General features: G+C 51.9%; 19 protein-coding genes. 8 read left to right on the plus strand and 11 right to left on the minus strand.

The window, feature by feature from the left end:
- Nucleotides 1–38: 38 nt before the first annotated feature.
- Together ACO1NT_RS09550 and ACO1NT_RS09555 are read right to left on the minus strand one after the other, a co-directional pair.
- Nucleotides 39–1,706, minus strand: coding sequence for a sensor histidine kinase (locus ACO1NT_RS09550; protein ID WP_449048396.1), 1,668 nt, complete (start codon nt 1,704–1,706; stop codon nt 39–41).
- Nucleotides 1,703–3,538 (minus strand): prolyl oligopeptidase family serine peptidase, encoded by a 1,836-nt coding sequence (locus ACO1NT_RS09555; RefSeq protein ID WP_449048397.1) that lies wholly within the window; start codon nt 3,536–3,538, stop codon nt 1,703–1,705. The genes ACO1NT_RS09550 and ACO1NT_RS09555 overlap by 4 nt, the downstream gene beginning before the upstream one ends.
- Before the next feature lie 269 nt (nt 3,539–3,807).
- Between ACO1NT_RS09555 and ACO1NT_RS09560 the strand changes: the two genes are divergently transcribed.
- On the plus strand, nt 3,808–4,104 hold the full coding sequence (locus tag ACO1NT_RS09560; RefSeq protein ID WP_449048398.1) for a DUF4286 family protein: 297 nt from the start codon (nt 3,808–3,810) through the stop codon (nt 4,102–4,104).
- A 4-nt stretch (nt 4,105–4,108) separates the two neighbouring features.
- Complete coding sequence (gene rfbC, locus ACO1NT_RS09565; RefSeq protein WP_449048399.1) at nt 4,109–4,657, plus strand: dTDP-4-dehydrorhamnose 3,5-epimerase; 549 nt, start codon at nt 4,109–4,111, stop codon at nt 4,655–4,657.
- On the opposite strand, the gene ACO1NT_RS09570 is transcribed toward rfbC, so the two are convergent.
- From ACO1NT_RS09570 to prpB, 6 genes are read right to left on the minus strand one after another with little or no spacing between them, the layout of a single operon-like run.
- Nucleotides 4,654–5,049, minus strand: coding sequence for a DUF983 domain-containing protein (locus ACO1NT_RS09570; RefSeq protein WP_449048400.1), 396 nt, complete (start codon nt 5,047–5,049; stop codon nt 4,654–4,656). The genes rfbC and ACO1NT_RS09570 overlap by 4 nt on opposite strands.
- Before the next feature lie 7 nt (nt 5,050–5,056).
- Nucleotides 5,057–5,335: a hypothetical protein gene (locus ACO1NT_RS09575; RefSeq protein ID WP_449048401.1), complete on the minus strand. Its 279-nt coding sequence runs from the start codon at nt 5,333–5,335 to the stop codon at nt 5,057–5,059.
- A 58-nt stretch (nt 5,336–5,393) separates the two neighbouring features.
- Nucleotides 5,394–6,092, minus strand: a complete 699-nt coding sequence (locus ACO1NT_RS09580; RefSeq protein WP_449048402.1) for an RluA family pseudouridine synthase — start codon at nt 6,090–6,092, stop codon at nt 5,394–5,396.
- A gap of 38 nt (nt 6,093–6,130) precedes the next feature.
- Entirely contained in the window at nt 6,131–7,585 is a 1,455-nt protein-coding gene (locus ACO1NT_RS09585; RefSeq protein WP_449048403.1) for a bifunctional 2-methylcitrate dehydratase/aconitate hydratase, read from the minus strand.
- A 45-nt stretch (nt 7,586–7,630) separates the two neighbouring features.
- Nucleotides 7,631–8,788 carry a bifunctional 2-methylcitrate synthase/citrate synthase gene (prpC, locus tag ACO1NT_RS09590; RefSeq protein ID WP_449048404.1) on the minus strand — a complete coding sequence of 386 codons (1,158 nt, stop codon included), beginning with the start codon at nt 8,786–8,788 and terminating at the stop codon, nt 7,631–7,633.
- A 54-nt stretch (nt 8,789–8,842) separates the two neighbouring features.
- Nucleotides 8,843–9,727, minus strand: a complete 885-nt coding sequence (prpB, locus tag ACO1NT_RS09595; protein ID WP_449048405.1) for a methylisocitrate lyase — start codon at nt 9,725–9,727, stop codon at nt 8,843–8,845.
- 124 nt (nt 9,728–9,851) lie between these two features.
- On the opposite strand from prpB, the gene ACO1NT_RS09600 reads away from it, so the two are divergent.
- The 4 genes from ACO1NT_RS09600 to ACO1NT_RS09615 are packed head-to-tail and all read left to right on the plus strand — an operon-like array spanning nt 9,852 to nt 13,575.
- A complete protein-coding gene (locus ACO1NT_RS09600) occupies nt 9,852–10,589 on the plus strand; it encodes an electron transfer flavoprotein subunit beta/FixA family protein (protein WP_449048406.1) in 738 nt (245 codons plus the stop codon).
- A gap of 39 nt (nt 10,590–10,628) precedes the next feature.
- A complete protein-coding gene (locus ACO1NT_RS09605) occupies nt 10,629–11,603 on the plus strand; it encodes an electron transfer flavoprotein subunit alpha/FixB family protein (protein WP_449048407.1) in 975 nt (324 codons plus the stop codon).
- Between the two features lie 55 nt (nt 11,604–11,658).
- Nucleotides 11,659–12,270, plus strand: a complete 612-nt coding sequence (locus ACO1NT_RS09610) for a bifunctional nuclease domain-containing protein (RefSeq protein ID WP_449048408.1) — start codon at nt 11,659–11,661, stop codon at nt 12,268–12,270.
- 57 nt (nt 12,271–12,327) lie between these two features.
- Entirely contained in the window at nt 12,328–13,575 is a 1,248-nt protein-coding gene (locus ACO1NT_RS09615; RefSeq protein ID WP_449048409.1) for a nucleoside permease, read from the plus strand.
- Here ACO1NT_RS09615 and ACO1NT_RS09620 read toward each other — a convergent pair.
- Together ACO1NT_RS09620 and parS are read right to left on the minus strand one after the other, a co-directional pair.
- Nucleotides 13,559–14,038 carry an RES family NAD+ phosphorylase gene (locus ACO1NT_RS09620; RefSeq protein WP_449048410.1) on the minus strand — a complete coding sequence of 160 codons (480 nt, stop codon included), beginning with the start codon at nt 14,036–14,038 and terminating at the stop codon, nt 13,559–13,561. The two genes, ACO1NT_RS09615 and ACO1NT_RS09620, sit on opposite strands and share 17 nt — an antisense overlap.
- Complete coding sequence (gene parS / locus ACO1NT_RS09625; RefSeq protein WP_449048411.1) at nt 14,038–14,499, minus strand: type II RES/Xre toxin-antitoxin system antitoxin; 462 nt, start codon at nt 14,497–14,499, stop codon at nt 14,038–14,040. The genes ACO1NT_RS09620 and parS overlap by 1 nt, the downstream gene beginning before the upstream one ends.
- A gap of 345 nt (nt 14,500–14,844) precedes the next feature.
- Between parS and ACO1NT_RS09630 the strand changes: the two genes are divergently transcribed.
- Together ACO1NT_RS09630 and ACO1NT_RS09635 are read left to right on the plus strand one after the other, a co-directional pair.
- On the plus strand, nt 14,845–15,603 hold the full coding sequence (locus ACO1NT_RS09630; RefSeq protein ID WP_449048412.1) for a hypothetical protein: 759 nt from the start codon (nt 14,845–14,847) through the stop codon (nt 15,601–15,603).
- 230 nt (nt 15,604–15,833) lie between these two features.
- Entirely contained in the window at nt 15,834–17,048 is a 1,215-nt protein-coding gene (locus ACO1NT_RS09635; protein WP_449048413.1) for a DEAD/DEAH box helicase, read from the plus strand.
- Between the two features lie 19 nt (nt 17,049–17,067).
- Here ACO1NT_RS09635 and ACO1NT_RS09640 read toward each other — a convergent pair whose 3' ends face one another.
- The gene (locus ACO1NT_RS09640) at nt 17,068–18,585 is read right to left on the minus strand and encodes an acyl-CoA dehydrogenase family protein (protein ID WP_449048414.1); all 1,518 of its coding nucleotides are present in this window, start codon (nt 18,583–18,585) and stop codon (nt 17,068–17,070) included.
- Between the last annotated feature and the right edge of the window lie 45 nt (nt 18,586–18,630).

The following is an 18,630-nucleotide window of genomic DNA, read 5'->3' on the forward strand; positions in this document are numbered from 1 at the left end:
ATACCCTTTCATTTAAAACTTCAACCCCGCTACGGCAATCAATCCATAGGGAATACGATACTGAATGTGGTACCATGCCCCAATTCACTCTCCACGGTAATATTTCCGCCCATGAAGTTAACCAATTCCTTGCAAAATGCAAGCCCCAAACCTACGCTGCCCTTTTGGTTATATTGGTTTTGCACGCGGTAAAACTTCTTGAATATGTGTGCCTGCTCCTTTTTTGCAATGCCGATACCCTTATCGGAAAACCGCATAAATACCTGTTTCTTAACCTGTTTTATACTGATATCCAACACTTTGTTGGCAGGTTTCGAATATTTATAGGCATTATCAATCAAATTCTGAAAGATGCTGCCTAGCAACACGGGGTCTACGTATAACTTTCTTTTCGCATTCACTTCGCAACGGATATCCAAATCGTCATACTTAATGCGCGTGGCTGCCAATACTTTATCACAAAATTCGTGCAAATCGACGGGCTCCCGCTTCATCTTGATCGATTTGTTTTCAATTTGTGTGAAAGAAAGCAGCGTGTTCATCAGGCTATTCAGTTTGTCTGCCTCTTCATCCAATATCTTTCCGTAATGCCGCCGTTCACTGTCCGAAAGCTGTTTGGCGCTGTAAATGTTGTTGCCGGCAATCTTCACCACGCTCACCGGCGTCTTAAACTCGTGCGTCAGGTTGTTGATGAAATCGTATTGTAGCTTAAACATCCGCCTATTCACATAAAGATTACGGTAAATCAGGTAGGCCACGATAGCCAGCAGGATGTATATACCGACCACCCCCGCCATCACCGGCAAAAAACGGCGGTTTATTTCCGAGCGCAAAAACGGCCTGCTCGAACTGAAATAAATCTTATAGTCGGCCAGCGCGCCCGGAAGCGGGGTCTCCGTGGTTAATAAATTGGGATCGGTATCGATCGATTCGTAGACCAATGGCTGTATCTGAATCTGCTGGTACAGTTCGGGTACGGTATTCGTCAGCGAAAGCTTGTTCGGATTGATAAAATAGGTCACGACATCCTGCTCATACACCGCACCGGGAACATGTTGGCCATACATCAATTCCTTATAGGTTTTCAGGTCGTCGCGCCGTGGAATATTCATGTAAGATATCTTTCCGGGGGTTACCGAATAGAACACTTTGAAAATATCGTCATCCTGCAGTGCCTTGGTAGTGTCTACCCGTTCGATGAAGGCCGCGAATTTCACGGCCATATTGTTAAAATCGTCCGATAACGACAGCGGCAGTTGCCTGTGATGGTCTACAACGGTCGATAAACTATCCCGTTTGCTCTGTGCGCTGTATTGATAAACCCCTTTCGGGTATACCACAAGGTTGTTGGCCGAAAAGCCATAATCGATATCCTCATCATTGCTCAGCGATACATCATAAAAAACAATCCGCTCTACAAATGGATAGGTTTGCAGCACACTATCGGCATATATCGCCACACTGGCCGAATCCAAGTACCCTTGATAGAATGACACCTCGGGTATACGGTTATGAAAAAATTCGTTGAATGGGCCTATATTGTATTCGAGCACCTCCACTTTCCGCGAGGAAAACTCGTTTTCGACATAGGTTACGGTGAGGTCACGGGCAAGGAATGCGGCTACGACAAACGATGCAACAACAACCACAATAAAGGCGCTGACTAAGAGGTAGTTTGCGCGGTACGTATTGCGTTGGTGCGTCATTTCAAGTACTTTTCAAAAAAAGCGCCCAGCTCGCTGTAAAACTGTATGCGGTTTTCTTCATTCCGAAAATACCGCCCTTCTTCCTCGCGCAGCATATACGTAATGGGGATGTCACGCTTCCGTAGTTTCTGTACGAATTGGTTGGTCTCGTTCACCGCGCTCCGGCTATCTCGCCCGCCTTGGGCGATAAATACGGGGATGTTTATATTCTCCGAGTGGAACACGGGCGACATGGCTTTAATCAATCCCGGCTCCGTTTCAGGGTTACCGATAATCTCGTAGTACATCTGCAGGTACGGCGTAAGGTGCGGTGGGATTTCCTTGAGATAGGTAAACAAGTTGGTGAAACCAGCATAGGAGGCGGCACAGGCATAGGTATCCGAATTGAAGCATGCCCCATGCAATGCCGAGTATCCACCGAAACCCGTACCATAGATACCGACGCGTTTCGGATCCGCTACCCCTTCGTCAATCAGCCAATGTACCCCATCCGTGATATCATCCTGTACCTTGCCCCCCCACTCTTTAAACCCAGCCGACCAAAATGCCTTCCCATACCCTCTTGAGCCCCTATAATTGATCTGGAAAACCGCAAATCCGCGGTTCGCGAAAAACTGCACAACCGGATTGAACCCCCATTTACTGCGGGCGCTGGGACCACCATGGGGATACACAATCACCGGCACTTTTGAGCCCCTCACATTGGGTGGCAGGGTCAGGTAACCGTTAATTTGGCGGCCATCGCGCGACTGATAGGTCACGGGCTTCATTTCGGCCAGCAGACAATCGCGCAATGCCGGACTGTTGTCAGCCAGCTTAACCAGCGCGTTCCCTGCCATGTCATAGTAATATATCGCGCCGGGGTCTTTGTCGGTAAACGCTTGCACAATAAACCGATTACGGGCCGTATCCCGATCCAATATATCGATTTCATAACCCGCCAGCTTCTTACCGATAGCCTCATATACCTGTTCGGTCTTCGTATCGAGGAAATGCCGTTGCTGCTTCCAGGTGGCATAGGTAGCGTAGGCCATCTCGCCGCGTTCGGTGGAGTACCCCCCGTGGTCAATATCAACATCGGGATGGCTGTAAATCACATCGACTTCATCCCCCGTTTCCATATCGATTTCCACGAGCGCCAATTTGTCCCGATTCAAATTAGATAACGCAAATACATGGCTCCGCTTCCCTATCGAAAAGCCCAGGGGCATAATCGAATTCCTAAAGCTATTGCTCATCACCGGCCGGAAAGGCTCGCCTTCATTGTCGCGGTACAGCATGGTCTCGTTTACGCTGTCACTGGCCAGAGCCAGCCTTAATTTCCCATTCAAATCCGCATACCATCTGATGATGTTACCGGGGTTCTTGGCGATGAGTTCCTTCTTGCAAGCATCCGTACGAAGTCGATATACATCGAAGACGGACGAGTCGCGTTCGTTGAGTGAAATCAGGAAACTGTTGTCGATTACTTTGGTGGGCGATATCCAACGTAGCTTCACGGTAGACGGGCGCATCAGATGGCGCACAGCCAGCGTCGTTCGGTGCACGGCAAAAATCTGAAGGCTATCGTGCCGTTTATCTTTGGTAAAGACCAACTCATCGTCGTTCGCCCAAAAATAAGAATGGATACCCCACTCGGTTTCTGATGTGATGCGTTGGGGCTTCCCTTCCTCACCCGCACAAACGACATAAATGTTTTTCTCGCCCTCATACAACCCCAGATAGGCGATATATTCGCCATTGGGCGAAATCCGGAAATCGGTCTTCTCCGGTTCGGAAAAAAAATCCGCTACAGGAATCAACCGCCCTTTCCGGCCATCGCAGCTTTTCAATACACACGAAACCGCTATAACGACAGTTAAAAATAAAACAGTGCGCAGCATAAATAACAATATCCCTTCACGAGTCAATCAAAGGTGGAAAATTTTACGGTAAAAGGAGGTTATGCAACCTTAATTTTACATGTCTAAATATCCGCATTTAACTTCGGTTATCAAATTGCCGCAGTCGATTAATTTTCTAACCTGAATTCGATTATTATTTTCGACTCAGAAGTCTAATAATCGAACTCAGGTTTCTACATAATATGTATCTTCGCGGCATGTATCTATACAATGTCACGATCATTGTTGAAAATGATATCCGCGACGCGGTAAAAACACACCTCCGCGCCGAACTATTTAACGAACAGGAGCCCGATGGTGGGTTGTCGCTTTTGGAGCTTCTCGATTCGCCGCACGACGGCGCCACCTATTGTGTACAGTTGCGCAGCAAAGACAGGGCAGCCATCGCCACCTTCCAAGCCGCTGGTTTGGCCACCCTACAAGCCCGGCTCAATGAGCAGTACCCGGGCAAAATCGTATTTTTCGACAGCTTCATGAAATACCTTAACGATTAATCGAATGATATTTAAACCCACTCCGATACGCGGCCTTGTGGTTATCGAACCGCAAATCTGGCCCGACGACCGTGGTTTTTTTGTTGAAACCTACAATGAAAAAGCCTTTCATGCAAATGGCATTCGCGAAACCTTCGTCCAGGATAATCTTTCCTATTCATATCGCGGGGTACTGCGCGGGATGCACGCCCAAGCGGGTGCCCAAGCCCAAGGCAAGCTGGTCCGGGTGTTGCGTGGCAGCGTTCTGGATGTCGTGGTCGATATCCGTAAACAATCCGAAACCTATGGGAAGTCCTTTTCCATCACCCTCGATGCGGGCCAAGCCCACGCCCTATGGATCCCTCCCGGATTCCTACACGGGTTCCTCGCACTCGAAGACCATAGCGTATTTGCCTATAAGGTAACCGGGTTTTACGATAAAGATGGCGAGGTAGGTGTACGCTGGGATGATCCCGACCTGCATATCGACTGGCCCATGGCGGTCGATCAACTGATCGTTTCGGAAAAGGACAAGCAACTGCCGCTATTAAAGGAAATCACGAGTCCGTTCTAAACCAATTCGTCTTCGTATTTCGGATTGTATTTGACCTTTGGCGTAAGGTAGTGGAGCAGGATGAGGCGCGAATAACGATAGTTAAACGGGGCGGAAACGAGGATCGTCACCAACAATGTGGTGAGGTAGACCCACGGCGATTCGCTGCCCGTAAGTGCATAGGTCAACAACCCAACGGCAATCAGTTGTGCCATGGAGAGCCCGTAACTCACATACATGGCCGCATAAAAATAACCTGGCTCGATCTCGAAACGGAATCCGCAATGGGGGCATAAATCGTTCATCCGCTGTCGCTTCATGCCATAGGGGCTACCCACAAACATATGCCCCACCCTGCATTTGGGGCATTTCGACCCGATGATTGCCTTCATCTTCGAGGTGTGCCGCGCCATGGGGGTGTCAGTTCAACACGATGGGCTCATCGTCCATGGTCACGGTCTTTTTGCCGCGGTATTTCTTATACCAAAGCACACCCACGCCTACCGCTGCCAGGTAAGGGATGGCCAACAGGAACAAAATGCCCTTATTAAGGCCTTTGCCCTGGTTGTTGCCATTTTGGGTAGCGTTTTCAGCGGTGAGCGTACACATGGCACATTGGGCATCTGTACGATCGGGAACTACCGTTACCAGCGCAACCGCCAGTGCCACCGTTCCCAAAAAACGCTTCATGATATTCATGGTACAAACTTAGTTAAAGTTGCCTGTATATGCAAGTCCGTCAGGGTGCCATTCAAACTCAACGGTTCACCTCAAAAACCTCGAAGCGATCCCAGAAGCCATCCCTGGGCAGCCTGGCTTCCAATTCGATGGGCTCGTCCTTGACAGGGTGTACGAAAGAAAGTCGTTTGGCATGCAAGCATATCGTACGCCGTAGGCTCCCTCTCGGGTAACCGTACTTATGGTCGCCCACAATGGGGCACCCCATGGAAGCCAATTGGGCGCGTATCTGGTGCGTACGTCCGGTCAGCGGATATACCTCGATCAGGTAATAGCCGCCGAGTTCGCCCAGCAGCTGGTAATCCAATTCGGCATAGACCCGACCGGGTGCCGATTCGGCATGTACCTTCGTAATATTCTGGGTGCGGTCGCGCGACAGCCAATGCACCAGCTTCCCGCTCGGCTCTTCCGGCGGCCTGCGCACCACCGCCCAATAGGTTTTATGAATGGCGCGGTCCTTGAATAGCCGCTGCATGCGTTCTAAGCCCTTGCTTGTCTTGGCAAAGAGAATCAAACCGCTGACGGGCCTATCGAGCCGGTGTACCACCCCAACAAAGGCACCGTTGGGCTTGTTGTATTTCTTGGTGAGGTACTTATTTACCATGTCTTCCAATGGCTCATCACCACCCGGATCGGCCTGTACCAGGTATCCGGCCCGTTTGTTAACGGCAAGCAAATGGTTGTCTTCGTAGATGATGTCCTTATCGGTAATAGGCATATTCCAGTATCTTCACATTACGCCGCAAAGGTAGTGATTTAAGGGGTCACCATCAAGTCCACGAACTCGTGTACGGGCATTGCCGAAAGAACGTTGATATCCAACGATGAGTCTGCCACCTGCCTTTGCTGCTTGGCCGGGAAAATACGGGCAAGGTTGGTTTTGAACTTTTCGATCAACACCGGCATCCCCTCTTCCCGCCGCCGTTTATGGCCAATGGGGTATTCCACCACCACCTCGTCAAACACCGTACCGTCATCCAGTGTCACGGTGAGCGCATTGGCAATGGACCGTTTATCAGGGTTATGGTAATCCTGTGTAAAGCCGGCGTCCTCCCCGGCTTCCATCTTATCGCGCAGGGGGTCGATACGCGGATCGCTTGCGATGTTGTCCTCGTAGTCTGCCGCCGTCAACCTTCCGAAAATCAAGGGCACGGCAATCATGTATTGGATACAATGGTCGCGGTCGGCCGGATTGTGCAACGGTCCCTTCTTATCGATAATGCGTATGGCAGCCTCGTGTGTGCGGATACGGATATGCCGGATGTCAGCTGCCGACTTGCCGTGTTCATGCAGTTTATGATGTATGACCATGGCCGCTTCAACCGCCGTCTGTGCATGGAATTCTGCCGGGAATGATATTTTAAAGAGCACATTCTCCATTACGTACGAGCCGTAGGGTCGTTGGAATTTGAATGCATTGCCCTTGAACAGCACATCGTAAAAACCCCATGTCTTTGCGGAAAGGACCGACGGGTATCCCATCTCACCCGTTTTGGCCATCAGCGCCAGCCGAACCGCCCGTGAGGTCGCGTCGCCCGCTGCCCATGATTTGCGGCTTCCGGTATTGGGCGCATGCCGATAGGTACGCAATGGGTGGCCATCCACGAAAGCCAGCGATACCGCATTGATCAGTTCATCGCGGTCCAATCCCATCAATTTACCCACAACAGCCGTCGACGCCAACTTTACGAGGAGCACATGGTCGAGACCCACTTTATTGAACGAATTTTCGAGCGCCATAACACCTTGTATTTCGTGGGCTCGGATCATCGCATCCAACACCTGATGCATGGTAAGGGGTGGCTTTCCGCTGGCTACCGCCGTGCGCGACAACCAATCGGCCGTAGCCAGTATTCCCCCCAGATTATCGGAGGGATGCCCCCACTCCGCTGCCAGCCACGTGTCGTTGAAATCGAGCCAACGGATCATCGCGCCGATATTGAAAGCGGCCTGCACGGGATCCAGCTGGTACGCCGTACCCGGAACTTTGGCGCCATGGGGCACAATGGTTCCCGGCACCACCGGCCCAAGCAATTTGGTGCACGCCGGATAAGTCAACGCTTCAAACCCGCAGCCCAGGGTATCTAAGAGGCAATAGTGGGCGGTTTGGAAAGCGAGTTCGCTATCAATTCTATAATCCAATACGTAGTCTACAATGTCTACGATCGCTTTATCTGTTTCCCGATGTTCGTTTGAATAATGTGATGACATGAGTTAATTTTATCCCTTATTTATATGTATGCATCCTGTTCCGCCCTATCTCCTCTCGCGAAGAGGAACAAACGCCAGGGGCTCGGGCCCCGTGTAATTCGCGCTTGGCCGTATGATCTTGCCATCCTCCCGCTGTTCCATCACATGGGCCGCCCACCCCGTTACGCGGCCGATGACAAATAACGGCGTAAAGAAAGAGGTCGGTATATCCATCAGGTGGTAGGAAACCGCCGAAAACCAATCCAGGTTGGGAAACATCTTCTTTTCCTCCCAAAGCAGCGTTTCCAGTCGCTCCGCGATCGAAAACAGGCCCATTTCACCCGCTTCTTCCGAAAGCTGCCGAGCCACCCGTTTAATGACGACATTCCGCGGGTCGGCAATCGTATACACCGGATGGCCGAACCCGATAATCACTTCTTTGCGTGCCAGTCGCCCCTTGATATCGTCCACAGCCTCATCGGCGTTGGTATACCGGCTCTGGATCTCGTAAGCCACTTCGTTCGCGCCACCATGTTTGGCTCCGCGCAATGCCCCGATGCTTCCCGTGATGCATGAGTAGATATCGGAGCCCGTGCCAGCAATCACGCGGCCGGTAAACGTAGAGGCGTTGAATTCATGTTCCGCATACAGGTTGAGTGATATAGCCATCGCCTTCGTCCACGATGCGGAAGGCACCTTACCGTGCAACAGGTGTAGAAAATGCGCCCCGATCGATTCATCATCTGTTTCCACGTCGATGCGTTTTCCATGATGGGCATAATGATACCAGTACAACAGGGCCGAAGCATAGGAGGCCAAAAGTTTATCCGCGATGTCGCGAGCGCCCGCTGCGTAATGGCCGTCGCGCTCGGGACAAATGGTACCCAGCACCGACGTATATGTGCGGAGTACATCCATGGGATGCGCGGCGGCGGGTATCTGTTCCAACGTTTTTTTCACGGTTTGGGGCAATCCGCGGAGCCCGCTCAGTTTTCGCTGGTATGCTGTCAACTGCGTAACGGTGGGCAGCCGTCCATGGATAAGCAGGTGTGCCACCTCCTCAAAAGAAGCCCCTTCGGCCAAGTCGAGGATGTCGTAGCCGCGGTAATGGAGGTCGTTGCCGCTCCGGCCCACCGTACATAGGGCTGTGTTTCCGGCCGCTATGCCCGATAAAGCCACCGATTTCTTGGGCTTGAACCCCGTTTGCTGATTGTTATCACTCATCACGTTATCTAATTGGTGTGTTACTCGTTCACTTCCTCAAGGTCAGACCAACGATTAATGCCCATACAGTTCATCCAACTTCCGCTCGTAATCATAGTATCCGATGCTTTCGTACAATTCGGCACGGGTTTGCATGGTATCGAGCACCGCTTTTTGGGTGCCCTCCATGCGGATGTGGCTATACACGTTCGATGCCGCCTTATTGGCGGCACGGAATGCCGACAAGGGGTACAACACCAGCTCCACGCCGGCCGTTTCCAGTTCCGCGACGCTCCACAGTGGCGTCATGCCGAACTCGGTGATGTTGGCCAGCACTGGGAGTCCGGTTGCCTCCATAAAGGCCCGGTATTGGGACAACTCGCTCACTGCCTCGGCAAAGATGAAATCGGCACCGGCCTCTGCATACGCTACCGCCCTGTCCAGCGTCGCTTCCAGCCCTTCGTTCGCCAGCGCATCGGTGCGCGCACCAATCGCGAACCGCTCATCGGTACGGGCATCCACGGCGGCCTTCAGCCGGTCTGCCATCTCCCCTTTGCTCACCAGCTCTTTATTCGGACGATGGCCACAGCGTTTTGCCCCTACCTGGTCTTCCATGTGTATGGCCGCCGCACCGGCCTTTATTAAACTTTTCACGGTCCGTGCCACGTTGAATGCCGAAGGGCCGAACCCTGTATCCACGTCCACCAACAACGGCGTATGGCATACATTGGTAATACGTTCCACGTCCACCAGGATGTCGGGCAGTTGGGTAATACCCAGGTCGGGCACGCCCAGGGAGCCCGCAGCTACGCCCCCCCCCGAAAGGTAGATCGCTTTAAATCCTGCCTGCGCTGCAAGCAAAGCATGGTTGGCATTGGTGGCACCCACAATCTGCAGGGGCCGCTCGGCCTGCATGGCTAAATGCCAGCGCATACCGGCGGAAGACGTGTTTTCATTCATCGTGGCTTATTTTGCAATGGCTGTAAATATACAGCATACGATCGACGTGGGCAAGCCACCCCAATAAAATACTATGCTTGCATAATAAAAAAAGTTTATCGATTTTTGTAGAAAACCAGTCGTTATGAATATATTAGTTTGCATCAGCAATGTCCCGGATACCACGTCTAAGATTACGTTTACGGCCGACCATACGGCCCTCAATACGGCGGGCATCCAGTACATCATCAACCCATATGATGAGATTGCCCTCGCAAAGGCCATCGATTTGACCGATGGCGGAGACGGCAAGGTCACCGTTATCAACGTTGGCGAAGCCACTACCGAATCTACCATCCGAAAGGCATTGGCCATCGGTGCCCACGAAGCGGTGCGCGTGGATGCTGCACCCCGCGATGCGTGGTTCGTTGCGCACCAAATTGCCGCCTACGCCAAAAGCCACCCGTTTGACCTCATCCTTACCGGGCGCGAGTCGATCGATTACAATGGCAGCCAAGTGGCGGCCTATGTCGGCGAGTTATTGGGCATCCCATCCGTGTCAACCGCCAAGCGTGTGGATATCGATGGCGACAGGGCAACCGTGGACCGGGAAATCGAAGGGGGCAAAGAGGTGCTTTCCATCCCGTTGCCGCTGGTCGTGGGCACCGCCGAGGGCGTAGCCGAGCCCCGCATCCCCAATATGCGAGGCATCATGGGGGCTCGCACCAAACCATTGGAGGTCATCCCCCCGATATCGGTGGCCGAACTTTCCCGCATCGTCCGCTACGAAGCGCCCGAGCCGCGGGGCAGCGTTACACTGGTCGACGCCGATGATACGGCAAAACTCGTCGACCTACTGCACAACAAGGCACGGGTGATTTAGAGGAGTAACCATACGTCAAACAGTACAAAAAAGCACAACATGTCAGTTCTAGTATATACCGAACATACGGAAGGAAAGTTTAAAAAATCAGCGTACGAGGTGGTTTCCTATGCCAAAGCCATCGCCGATCTGATGGGCACCTCGGTGACAGCCTTGTCTATCGGCAACGTGGACGCGGCCGATTTGGCCGCCCTGGGCAATTACGGCGCCACCAAGGTACTTGATGTGTCCTCCGATAAAGTCGCGCAATTCATTAACCAAGCCTATGCAACTATCGTCGCGGCCGCGGCGGAACATACCGGCGCTACCATCGTGGTTCTCTCCAACACATTCAGTGGCAAGGGGCTGGCGCCACGCGTGGCCGCCAAGCTCGGTGCTGCATTGGCCGATGGCGCGGTGGAGCTACCCCAGATCGACGGCGACAAGCTGACCGTCAAAAAAACAGCATTCTCAGGCAAGGCGTTCGCCCTTACCGAACTCACCGCTGCCAACAAGGTGGTTGCGCTCAATCCCAATTCATTTGAGTTACGCGAGATGGGTGGCCATGCAGACGTTGAAACTTTCAGCCCCGACATCCCTGCGGACGATCTACGGGCCGTCATCCAAGACCTTGTCCGTGCAGCGGACAAGGTAACCCTACCCGATGCGGAAATAGTCGTGTCGGCGGGCCGTGGCCTCAAGGGCCCGGAAAACTGGCCGATGATCGAAGAATTGGCCGACGCTCTGGGAGCCGCTACCGCCTGCTCCAAACCGGTTTCCGATGCGGGTTGGCGGCCGCATTCAGAGCATGTGGGCCAAACCGGTATTGCCGTGAGCCCCAACCTATACATCGCCATTGGCATCTCGGGCGCCATCCAGCACCTGGCGGGTGTGAGTGCATCGAAAACCATTGTCGTCATCAACAAGGACCCCGAGGCACCCTTTTTCAAAGTGGCCGATTATGGCATTGTGGGCGATGCTTTTGAGGTTGTACCCAAATTGACGGCCGCCATAAAAGCTTATAAAGGCAACTAAACGATTGGTTTTTCGATAACAATTCGCATCTTTGTAATCCTGCATCCAATCAGGTATGAAGAAGATTAAATTAGATATCGTCGGTCTGTCTTACAGCCAAACCCAATCGGGTGCCTATGCCCTCGTCCTTGGCGAAGTGACCGGGCGTCGTCGGTTACCCATCATCATCGGTGGGTTCGAAGCGCAGGCAATTGCCATCGAGATCGAGAAGATGAAGCCGAGCAGACCACTTACGCACGACTTATTCAAGGCGTTTGCGGAGACGTACCATATCCGTATCGACGAGGTGATCATCTACAATTTGGTAGATGGTATCTTCTATGCGAAAATCCTCTTCAACGATGGCCATAAACAAACGGAAATCGATGCGCGAACATCAGACGCCATCGCATTGGCCGTACGTTTCAAGGCCCCGGTATATACCTATGAGTTTATCTTAGCCTCTGCGGGTATCGTCATCGAGGGCAATGATTTCGTTTTTCTGGAGAACATCGAACCATCGGGTACCGATACCCCCGAGACCATGGTCGCCAGCGATGTCAAATCGTCTTTCGCTTCCATGAGCGATGACCAGCTCCAGGACACGCTGGCGAAGGCGCTGGCCGATGAGCTTTATGAGAAAGCCGCCCGCATCAGGGATGAGATCACGCGCAGAAAATCTTCCTGAATGAACCCGCAGTCCTCCAGTCATTTTTCACGGATTACCAACCCCAGCTAAACCGCCATGGCGATAAAGACGCGACTGATTGTGATGAATTTCCTCCAATTTTTTGTGTGGGGTTCATGGCTCATATCGCTTGGCAGCTATATGGGCGGGCAGCTCGGCTTTTCGGGCTTGCAGATCGGATCGGTTTATTCCACCATGGGCATCGCCTCGGTTTTCATGCCCGGCCTGCTGGGTATCGTGGCCGATCGCTGGGTGAATGCGGAGCGAGTATATGCGGCCGCGCACCTCATCGGTGCCTGTGCGCTGATCGCGGCGGCGAACGTGACGGACTTCAGCACATTTTACAGTTTGATGCTGCTCAACTCGCTATTTTACATGCCGAGCCTGGGGTTGTCCAATTCGGTATGCTACAATGTGCTTTCGCGGCGGCAGCTCGACGTAGTGAAGAACTTCCCCCCTATCCGTGTCTGGGGTACGGTGGGCTTCATCGTGGCCATGTGGGCCGTCGACCTGCTAGGTTGGACCCAAAGCACCAACCAGCTATACGTATCGGCCGGGGCTGGCCTGTTTCTGGCTGGCTATGCCCTTACTGTTCCACCATCTCCGCCTTTCCTCGATGAAACCCGTAGAAAAACGCTGATGTCTTCATTGGGATTGGATGCATTTGTGTTGTTGAAAAAGAGAAATACGGCGCTATTCTTCGTCTTTTCACTCCTGCTCGGTGCCGCGCTACAGATCACCAATGCGTTTGGTGGGCCGTTCCTAAATGATTTCAAAACCATATACCCCGATTCCTTTGGCGTGCAGCACCCCAACCTGTTGCTTTCCATCTCGCAGCTTTCCGAGACATTCTTCATCCTATTGATCCCCTTTTTCCTCACCCGCTTCGGCATCCGCAAGGTGATCTTGTTTAGCATCGTCGCCTGGGTTTTCCGGTTTGGGTTGTTCGGACTGGGGAATCCGGCCGACAAGCTGTACCTGCTGGTGCTTTCCATGGTCATCTACGGCATGGCATTCGACTTCTTCAATATCTCGGGTTCGTTGTATGTGGAGAAAGTAGCCGAGCCGAAAATCCGCTCCAGTGCCCAGGGTTTATTCATTATCATGACCAATGGTTTCGGTGCCATTATCGGCGGCTATGGAAGCGGGTGGGTGGTCGACCATTTCACCAGCGCCGACGGCATCCGTGACTGGCCGAGTATCTGGTTTACCTTTGCTGGCTACGCCCTGGCTTTGGCCATCCTTTTCCTATTGGTGTTCCGCGGTCGGCAGATAGACACCAAGCCGGTCACTTCGCCGTCTTGATGTGGATGAGGCGCCCGTCTACAGGTAGCTGCTCTACAGACGTTACTTGCACCAACTCGTGGTAGCCCGGGTATAACGGGTTCAATAGGCAATTGAATTCTTTGGGATTGACGGCCGATCGCACCCGGATGCCCAGGTAATCGGCATCCCGCATCAAACGGTCGCCAAGCCGCTTATTTTCCAGCCGACCCAGTTTCATCCATTGCTTGGGATAGGCCGAATCGGGCAACGTATAAATCAATTCCGGCCTCTCCGTGATGCTGACTTCCATGATAAACAACTTCGGTGGGACAATAGCCGCATCGAAATGCACCAGGTTTTCCAAGTAAGCCAACGAGCTGTTCTCGCTGGTGTAGAGCATATAGGTGCCCGGATTGTTCCAGCGTCCTCCAAATTTGTAGGCCCCCATGCCGGATAGGTCGGTGGTCCGCTGCTTGGTCTTGGCAATGCGGTATAGCTGCATCAGGAATAAACCCCTTCTTCCATACGGCCCAATATGGAGTCGACCAGCGCCAAGCCTGTAGGCAAATGAAATAATTCCAGTGGCCGCATGCCGTTCATCGAGCGGTTGGGCGTGGTTAACCAATCGCGCACCTTGTCTTCATCTTCAAAAACAGCCACCGCATGCTCCACCACTTTGGCAATCTCAATGATATGCGAAGAGGTATGCCTGCCCAGCTTATCGTCGGGCCGCTTGCGCTCAATCGTCTTCACGGATAGATCGAGTACCTCTTCCACGAAATATTTCTTTGCGACACCTAGAAACGAAATCAACGCATCGAGCGATTCGCGCTTCAACCCTTCGTTACTCAGTTCGATAAGATCAAACTCCGTCTTTACGGTGGTACCAAGGACATCCTTGCCGCCTAATAACGTTGCCGTTTCCCAGTAAACCTTGGTTTCTTTCTTATTGCTTGTTGCCATATGCGACATTTTTCCAAATGTAAGGATAATTTGTCGTATCCTAAAACGAGATTATCACAGGGCAACCGCATTTAAAACTTATTGTCAGATTGCTTCGCTCCCTTTGGCCAGCACGTTTGCTCGCAAGGGCGATTAATCGTTCATTTTTTTTAATGTGGTTGCTGTGTATCCCGCATAGATTTCCGGGATTTCACTACGTTCCGAAAAAAAACTAAAAATATTTGCATGATATATCATAAGATACTATCTTTGTTGGCAATGAATTTATTTCTAAACCCATAAAACCGAGCTATGGAAGAAAATCGCATCTAGCATTATTTACATAACCCTAAACATTAAATCAACATGAAAACCAAAAAATTAAATCACAAGCACTTCCGTTATTTAACGAAACAAGAATTCAAAGATCCATTGTATGCGACAGCGGATTTTTGCCGTTCAGTCATCTCGCTAGCCGGGTATCGGGACGAGATTCAAAAAATAATTCGGGTATCGAGCACATCGCCACAAGGCACCAAACCCAGAAAATATAGCAACCTCCTATTCTTTTGGAAATACCTGGTCAAGCAGATTGAACTCCTTTACGTATTGGCCCATCGGGAGACCGAATGGACGCTCCATTCAGAAACAGCATATTACGAGCTGCGTACTGACCACAATCGCGGCTGGATATACGATGAAACATTATATAATGGGTCGTACCTAAACTTCGATCAGCTTAAACTGACCGAGGTGAAAAACATCGGCATCTTCATCAGAAAATTCTTCAAGTTCAAGTCGTTAAGAAAATGGCATAAGACGATGGATACCATTCTGGAGACATTGTTTGAAGAGGATTCACTGTCTCACTTAGCCCATTATGCCGACGACCAATCCAAGATATTCCGTTATCTCGAAAAGCTAGCGGAAGCTATTTTTCTTATCTATGTGACGAAAGCCAAAGAATATATCTTTAAACACCATGTAGAAGATTTTGTCTTACAGAAATACCTCGAAAAGGAGCAACTGCATGGCTCAGAACTGCATGGCTCAGAAGAACTACCGGTTAACAAGACAAACATGCAGGAAAATCCGGCACCCGATGAAACCGACGACGATCTGTAGCATCCGAAATCGGTCGATTCAACCCTGCAATCATTCCCTGGGTGGCGGGCGTACGACGCCGCCCCGGGGTGATTGCTTTCCGCCAAACACCTTTCCCGATAATTATGCCTACCTTTGCAGCCATCCGCTCAAAATATCCGTATGAGATCGGGTAGCGATGTTGTTATGTATTCAACATCTTTAATATTAATATTTTGCTATTTACATCATTGAATCTTTCCAAGCCCATTATGGAGGCGCTGGAATCCGCGGGTTATGAAACCCCCACCCCTATACAAGAACAAGCCATACCTACCATCTTACAGCACCACGATGTATTGGCGTGTGCACAAACAGGCACCGGCAAAACGGCCGCCTTTTCACTGCCCATCATCGAGCAGTTGCTCGCGAAGAAAAACGACGGCGTTTATCGTGGTCCCAAAGCATTGATCCTTGCCCCTACGCGGGAGCTTGCCATACAGATCGGCGAAAACATTGCCGTATATGTGAGTAAGACCCATTTGCGGCATACGGTGGTTTTCGGGGGCGTCTCAGCGGTCAACCAAATCAAGGAGTTGCGCCGGCGTCCGGAAATACTGGTGGCTACGCCCGGAAGGCTGCTTGACCTGATCAACCAGCGGGTACTATCGCTGCAAAGCGTCCGGTTCCTCGTATTGGACGAGGCCGACCGCATGCTCGATATGGGCTTCATCAAAGACATCCAGCGCGTCATCGCGATGATCCCAACCGATCGCCAAACGTTGTTATTTTCGGCAACCATGCCCAAAGAAATCGAAAAATTGGCCAGCGACATCCTCCGGAATCCGAGGCAGATTGCCGTTGCGCCTGTCTCCTCCACGGTAGACACCATTAAGCAGGCCATTTATCCGGTGGCCAAGCCCGATAAAATCGACCTCCTCGCCCACCTCGTGCGCGAGGAACAAGGTGGCAACGTGTTGGTGTTTTCCCGCACGAAACACGGGGCCGACAAGATCGTCCGCAAGCTTCGGAAGGTTGGCATCACCGGCGACGCCATCCACGGCAACAAGTCGCAGCAGGCCCGCCAAAAGGCACTGAAAGCATTCAAAGCGGGTACCATCACGGTATTGGTCGCCACCGACATCGCCGCCCGCGGCATCGATATCGACCGGTTACAGCTGGTGATCAATTACGACCTGCCAAACGAACCGGAAACCTATGTGCATCGCATCGGCCGTACCGGCCGGGCAGGTGAGTTGGGCACGGCCCTCTCCTTCTGCGATATCGATGAGCGCGAATACCTGTGGGAGATCTGCAAGCTGATCAAACAGGAACTACCGATGGTAACCGACCACCCCTACGTGCCCGAAAACCTCGCTGCCTATGCGGAGAAACCAAAGCAGGCGCAGACATCCGCAAATCCGAACAAAAAACGGAACAACAACAAGCGTAGGCGACCGCAACAACGCTATCGCGCGGCGGTATAAAGAAATAAGAGCGGCTGGCTCAGGTAAACGAAAGCCAGTCGCTTCCCGTTACATAGTCGTCGATAACCTTCACACGGTTATCCAAATATAAGTTAGACACGAGGTGTGCGATATCCCTGCGGAGGTGTTCGATACTACCGTTTACCAAATCGCTACGGAACCCTTCGTTAGCGAGGTCCAATACGTAGCCCGCTGCGATAACCCGGCTGATTATTTTCCCCAAGTCGACCAATTTCCGCTGCATAAGCCCTTCCCCGGGCGCAAAGTCCAGGGTATCTTTCACCTGTGCCGAAGCCTCTCGGGTAAGGTCATAGGTGCTTAAAAACGAAGCGAGGTTCGGCTCCTTACCCTTCCGCATCTTCTTCAATATCATTTCGGCAATCTGTGTATACAGCATCTCGTTGGAACCCTCGAAAATCTGGAAAGGCCGGCTATCGACAATACCGCGTCCGGCTATGTGGCTGATTTTGTAACCATTGGCACCCGATACCTGGAGGCAGAGCTGTGCAGATTCTTGCATCAAGTCGGTCACCAACGCCTTCATTGCGTTTGCCTCGATGCCTTCCATGGCCAAATTATGGGCTATGCCGCTGATGTGGCTGCTACGGTGGCACATGGCCGAAGAGATGGTATATGCCGCTTGGATACGGGATAACTGGAACTGTACGGAATCCAGTGCAAGGAGGTTGCTGCTGCCCACCATGCGCTGGCTGCAGTGGCTGATTGCCTCGTCAAGCATCCGCTTGATGAAACCCATCCCCATACCCGGAAACTGCATCCTACTGCGGTGCAGGATGTCGAGCATCATCTTGATGCCCGTGCTTTCGGCATTCAGGCGCTGCTGGGCCGGTACCCGGATATCGATGGTATTCAAGCCGTAGGGAATCATGTAAAGCCCTAGGTTGTTATATAGCCGCTCCACCTTGATCTTTTGGGCCGGGACAGCATTATCCGTGATAAAAAAATCAATATCCCGCGCCAATTCACCGTTCGGAAGCTGGCCGCGCGCCGTCACCAGCCAAAAATCAGCCTGCCCGGTAAGGCCCTGCCAATGCTTGGTCCCCGTAATGTGGTAATCTTCACCCACCGTATGGTACGACGTGCGCATATTAAGGGCATCGCTTCCATAGTCAGGCTCGGTAATCATCAAACCGCCCATGCACTGCTGTGTCAGGAACCGGTCGAATATCGGTGCTTTCACCTGCTCATTGGCGTATTTGGAAACCGGCTCCAGAAACAGCGCGATATTGATGCCGAATGTGAGCGAGAGCGGCAGCGACTCGTAGGAAGCCGCCGAAAGCAGGGCTAAGCACTCCTTAACGATACTTCCCCTACCCCCATATTCCCTTGGTATCGCCACCGATAGCGGCACCTCGTCCATGATACGGGTCCAAACGGCCGCCGGAAGGCCACGCTGTAGGCTAAGTTGGTTGATGTCCGCCTGTTCGTAAAAAGCCTCACGAAGTGCCCGCTCGAACCGTCGTATAAAAACGTCCAACTGACGCTCGTTTGCTATATGGGTGGGTGATGATGTCAATGTCTATCTGTGTGTTGAGTATTCCACAAATCTACGAAAATAGTT

This window comes from Parapedobacter sp. (assembly GCF_053550995.1).

What these genes read in the sequence shown, in the direction of transcription:
- ACO1NT_RS09550 (WP_449048396.1), bottom strand. Translation starts at nt 1,706, where the DNA reads ATGACGCACCAACGCAATACGTACCGCGCAAACTACCTCTTAGTCAGC.
- ACO1NT_RS09560 (WP_449048398.1), top strand. Translation starts at nt 3,808, where the DNA reads ATGTATCTATACAATGTCACGATCATTGTTGAAAATGATATCCGCGAC.
- rfbC (WP_449048399.1), top strand. Translation starts at nt 4,109, where the DNA reads ATGATATTTAAACCCACTCCGATACGCGGCCTTGTGGTTATCGAACCG.
- ACO1NT_RS09570 (WP_449048400.1), bottom strand. Translation starts at nt 5,049, where the DNA reads ATGGCGCGGCACACCTCGAAGATGAAGGCAATCATCGGGTCGAAATGC.
- ACO1NT_RS09575 (WP_449048401.1), bottom strand. Translation starts at nt 5,335, where the DNA reads ATGAATATCATGAAGCGTTTTTTGGGAACGGTGGCACTGGCGGTTGCG.
- ACO1NT_RS09580 (WP_449048402.1), bottom strand. Translation starts at nt 6,092, where the DNA reads ATGCCTATTACCGATAAGGACATCATCTACGAAGACAACCATTTGCTT.
- ACO1NT_RS09585 (WP_449048403.1), bottom strand. Translation starts at nt 7,585, where the DNA reads ATGTCATCACATTATTCAAACGAACATCGGGAAACAGATAAAGCGATC.
- prpC (WP_449048404.1), bottom strand. Translation starts at nt 8,788, where the DNA reads ATGAGTGATAACAATCAGCAAACGGGGTTCAAGCCCAAGAAATCGGTG.
- prpB (WP_449048405.1), bottom strand. Translation starts at nt 9,727, where the DNA reads ATGAATGAAAACACGTCTTCCGCCGGTATGCGCTGGCATTTAGCCATG.
- ACO1NT_RS09600 (WP_449048406.1), top strand. Translation starts at nt 9,852, where the DNA reads ATGAATATATTAGTTTGCATCAGCAATGTCCCGGATACCACGTCTAAG.
- ACO1NT_RS09605 (WP_449048407.1), top strand. Translation starts at nt 10,629, where the DNA reads ATGTCAGTTCTAGTATATACCGAACATACGGAAGGAAAGTTTAAAAAA.
- ACO1NT_RS09610 (WP_449048408.1), top strand. Translation starts at nt 11,659, where the DNA reads ATGAAGAAGATTAAATTAGATATCGTCGGTCTGTCTTACAGCCAAACC.
- ACO1NT_RS09615 (WP_449048409.1), top strand. Translation starts at nt 12,328, where the DNA reads ATGGCGATAAAGACGCGACTGATTGTGATGAATTTCCTCCAATTTTTT.
- ACO1NT_RS09620 (WP_449048410.1), bottom strand. Translation starts at nt 14,038, where the DNA reads ATGCAGCTATACCGCATTGCCAAGACCAAGCAGCGGACCACCGACCTA.
- parS (WP_449048411.1), bottom strand. Translation starts at nt 14,499, where the DNA reads ATGGCAACAAGCAATAAGAAAGAAACCAAGGTTTACTGGGAAACGGCA.
- ACO1NT_RS09630 (WP_449048412.1), top strand. Translation starts at nt 14,845, where the DNA reads ATGAAAACCAAAAAATTAAATCACAAGCACTTCCGTTATTTAACGAAA.
- ACO1NT_RS09635 (WP_449048413.1), top strand. Translation starts at nt 15,834, where the DNA reads ATGGAGGCGCTGGAATCCGCGGGTTATGAAACCCCCACCCCTATACAA.